At 70.9% G+C, this 3,605-nt stretch carries 4 protein-coding genes; all 4 read left to right on the forward strand.

Annotated features, from left to right (window positions below; all coding sequences use genetic code 11):
- Positions 1 to 831: mechanosensitive ion channel family protein (locus ACTWQJ_RS48410; protein WP_443312739.1), on the forward strand; the 831-nt coding region annotated here is incomplete at its 5' end.
- A 134-nt stretch (positions 832 to 965) separates the two neighbouring features.
- Complete coding sequence (locus ACTWQJ_RS48415) at positions 966 to 1,589, forward strand: Uma2 family endonuclease (protein ID WP_443312740.1); 624 nt, start codon at positions 966 to 968, stop codon at positions 1,587 to 1,589.
- Positions 1,590 to 1,682: 93 nt separating this feature from the next.
- The gene (locus ACTWQJ_RS48420; RefSeq protein WP_443312741.1) at positions 1,683 to 2,942 is read left to right on the forward strand and encodes a 6-phospho-beta-glucosidase; all 1,260 of its coding nucleotides are present in this window, start codon (positions 1,683 to 1,685) and stop codon (positions 2,940 to 2,942) included.
- A partial coding sequence (locus ACTWQJ_RS48425) for an N-acetylglucosamine kinase (RefSeq protein WP_443312742.1) occupies positions 2,933 to 3,605 on the forward strand: 673 nt, incomplete at its 3' end. The genes ACTWQJ_RS48420 and ACTWQJ_RS48425, both read left to right, overlap by 10 nt.

A 3,605-nucleotide genomic window follows, 5' to 3' on the forward strand; every position in this document is an offset into this window, starting at 1 on the left:
GTGGACGGCACGGCGATCAGCGGCCTGCTGGTGAACGTGGAGCGCCGCCGGCAGCGTTCCCAGGCGATCGGCTCGGTCCTGCGCTCGGTGGCGAGCTTCCTGATCCTCGGCACCGCGGCCCTGATGATCCTCGCCACCTTCGAGATCAACCTGGCGCCGCTGCTGGCGTCCGCGGGTGTCGCGGGCGTGGCGATCGGTTTCGGCGCGCGCAACCTCGTCACGGACTTCCTGTCCGGTGTGTTCATGATCCTGGAGGACCAGTACGGCGTCGGCGACTCCATCGACGTGGGCGTCGCCTCGGGCGAGGTCATCGAGGTCGGCCTGCGCGTGACCAAGCTGCGCGGCGACAACGGGGAGATCTGGTACGTCCGCAACGGCGAGGTCAAGCGCGTCGGTAACCTCTCCCAGGGCTGGGCCACGGCCGGCGTCGACGTCACGGTCCGCCCCTCGGAGGACCTCGACCACGTCAAGGCCGTGCTCACCGAGGTCGGCGAGGCGATGAGCAAGGAGGATCCCTGGAACGAGATGCTGTGGGGCCCGGTCGAGATCCTGGGCCTGGACAGCGTCCTGCTCGACTCGATGGTCGTCCGCGTCTCCGCCAGGACCATGCCGGGCAAGTCCCTCACCGTCGAACGCGAACTCCGCTGGCGCATCAAGCGCCGCTTCGACCGCGAGGGCATCCGCATCGTCGGCGGTCTGCCGCTGCAGCAGGAGACGGAAGCGGACACCGACCCGGCGGCGGGCATGGCCGCTCCGTCGGCCTATGCCAACACGACGTCCCCGCAGGCCCAGGCGGCCACGCCGCTGACGCCGCCGAGCGTGACGAAGTAGCGGAACGGTTCAGCACACTCGTTCGAGTGAACGGTCGGGCATCCGGCGCCGGGTGGGCGTCGGGTGCCCGACCGTTCTGTCGGGGCACCCGACGCGGGCTTAGCCTGGCATCAGCGTGACGAGGAGAACCAGCGATGATCGCCGAACCCATCACGGAGCCGGTCATGACGCAGCAGGACCCCATCGACCTGTTGATCGCGTTCGAAGAGGCAGCGTCACCCATGCCGATTCGAGCCGAGTACATCGAGGAGACGGGCATCGTGCCGCCTCAGCCGGACGAAGAGCACAGCGACGGCGTCGCGCAGCTGTTTCTCCAGTTCAACAACGCCGGCTTCCGCCTGGCAGGCTTCGGCATGGGATTCCGGGCCGCCCACCTGGACGGACGGACGCGGGCTCTGGTGGTACCCGACTTCTATGTCCGCCGCCGCAAGGCGACCGAACTCGACGAGGCCTACTGCAAGACTCACAAGGGCTGGTACCCCATCGACATGCTTGCCGTAGTCGGCGAGGTGACCTCCACCAACCACGAAACGGACAGCGGCCCCCAACTGCGCCTCTATGCAAGCGCGGGAATCCCCGTGTACATCCTCATCCATCGCCGGGAGAAGAAGGCCTACTGCTACTCCGACCCGTTGACCACGAGCGCCGACCCCGCCCAGGCTCGCTACAGAGTCGAGGCGAAGGCCGCCCTCGGACGCCCGCTGCCCCTCCCTGCCCCCTACCCGGCGCTGGACACCACGCCCTTCATCGACAACTGACCGACGCTCCCTCCCGCCCCCGCAGGCAACGACTCCGTTGCCGCGGGGGCGTTCGCTCTTGACGCCCCGATCCGAGTGAAGGGTTCACACCGTATGAAACTCACCGTCATAGGCGGCGGCTCCACCTACACACCCGAACTCGTCGACGGCTTCGCCCGGCTCAGGGACACCCTGTCCATCGAGGAACTGGTCCTCGTCGACCCGGCGACGGACCGCCTGGACCTGGTGGGCGGCCTGGCCCGCCGTATCTTCGCCCGCCAGGGGCACGAGGGGCGGGTCGTCACCACCTCCGACCTGGACGCGGGCGTCGAGGGCGCCGACGCGGTCCTGCTCCAGCTCCGCGTCGGCGGCCAGGCGGCCCGTGAGCAGGACGAGACCTGGCCCCTTCAGTGCGGCTGCGTCGGCCAGGAGACGACCGGCGCGGGCGGCCTGGCCAAGGCCCTGCGCACGGTTCCGGTCGTTCTCGACATCGCCGAACGGGTGCGTCGTACCAACCCCGACGCCTGGATCATCGACTTCACCAACCCCGTCGGCATCGTCACCCGTGCACTGCTCCAGGCCGGTCACAAGGCGGTGGGGCTGTGCAATGTGGCGATCGGGCTGCAGCGGAAGTTCGCCGCACTGCTGGGCGTCGACCCGGCCGACGTCCACCTCGACCACGTGGGCCTCAACCACCTCACCTGGGAGACGGGCGTACGCGTGGACGGTGAGAACGTCCTGCCCGAGCTGCTCCGCGTGCACGGCGACGCGATCGCCGCGGACCTCCGGCTGCCGCGCGCCCTGCTGGACCGCCTGGGCGTGGTCCCCTCGTACTACCTGCGCTACTACTACGCCCACGACGAGGTCGTACGAGAGCTGCGCACCAAGCCGTCGCGTGCCGCCGAAGTGGCCGCGATGGAACGGGAGTTGCTGACGATGTACGGCGATCCCGCGCTCGACGAGAAGCCGGCGCTGCTGGCCAGGCGGGGCGGCGCCCACTACTCCGAGGCGGCGGTGGACCTGGCGGCGGCGCTGCTGAGCGGCGCGGGAAGCCCGTACCAGGTGGTGAACACCCTCAACCGGGGCACCCTGCCCTTCCTGCCGGACGACGCGGTGATCGAGGTGCAGGCGGCGGTGGGGGCCGAGGGCGGCCCGGCTCCGCTGCCCGTCGCCGCCGTGGACCCCCTGTACGCGGGCCTGATGGCCAATGTGACGACGTACGAGGACCTGGCGCTGGAGGCGGCTCTGCGCGGCGGCCGCGACCGGGTCTTCCGGGCGCTGCTCGCGCATCCCCTCATCGGCCAGTACGAGTACGCCGACACCCTCACCGACCAGCTGATCGCACACAACCGGGAGCACCTCGCGTGGGCCTGACCGCAGCCGTCCTCGCCGTCGACGCGGGCAACAGCAAGACGGACGTCGCGGTCGTGGCGGGCGACGGAACCGTGCTCGCCGAGGCTCGCGGCGGCGGTTTCCGGCCGCCGGCCGTGGGTGTCGAGTCGGCGACGGACGTCCTCGCCGAGGCGGTGGAACGTGCCTGCGCCACGGCCGGAGTCACCTCCGTCACGCACGTCTCCGCCTGCCTCGCCAACGCCGACTTCCCCGTCGAGGAGGAGCGGTTGACGGCTGCGCTGCACGCGCGCGCGTGGGGTACGACCGTCGAGGTGCGCAACGACACGTTCGCGATCCTGCGGGCCGGTGTCACCGAGCCGCGCGGGGTGGCCGTCGTGTGCGGCGCCGGCATCAACTGCGTGGGCATGCGCCCCGACGGCCGCACCGCCCGTTTCCCGGCCGTCGGGCGTGTCTCCGGGGACTGGGGCGGGGGTTGGGGACTTGCCGAGGAGGCGCTCTTCCACGCGGCCCGCGCGGAGGACGGGCGCGGCGGCCCCACCGAGCTGGCGCGGACCCTGCCCGCGCACTTCGGGCTGGACTCCATGTACGCCCTGATCGAGGCACTGCACCTGGAGCGACTGGAGCCCGCGCGGCGCCACGAACTGACGCCGGTTCTGTTCGCCACGGCTGCCGACGGCGACCCGG

Source organism: Streptomyces sp. KR55, assembly GCF_052245645.1.
Taxonomy (GTDB): Bacteria; Actinomycetota; Actinomycetes; order Streptomycetales; family Streptomycetaceae; genus Streptomyces; species Streptomyces flavusporus.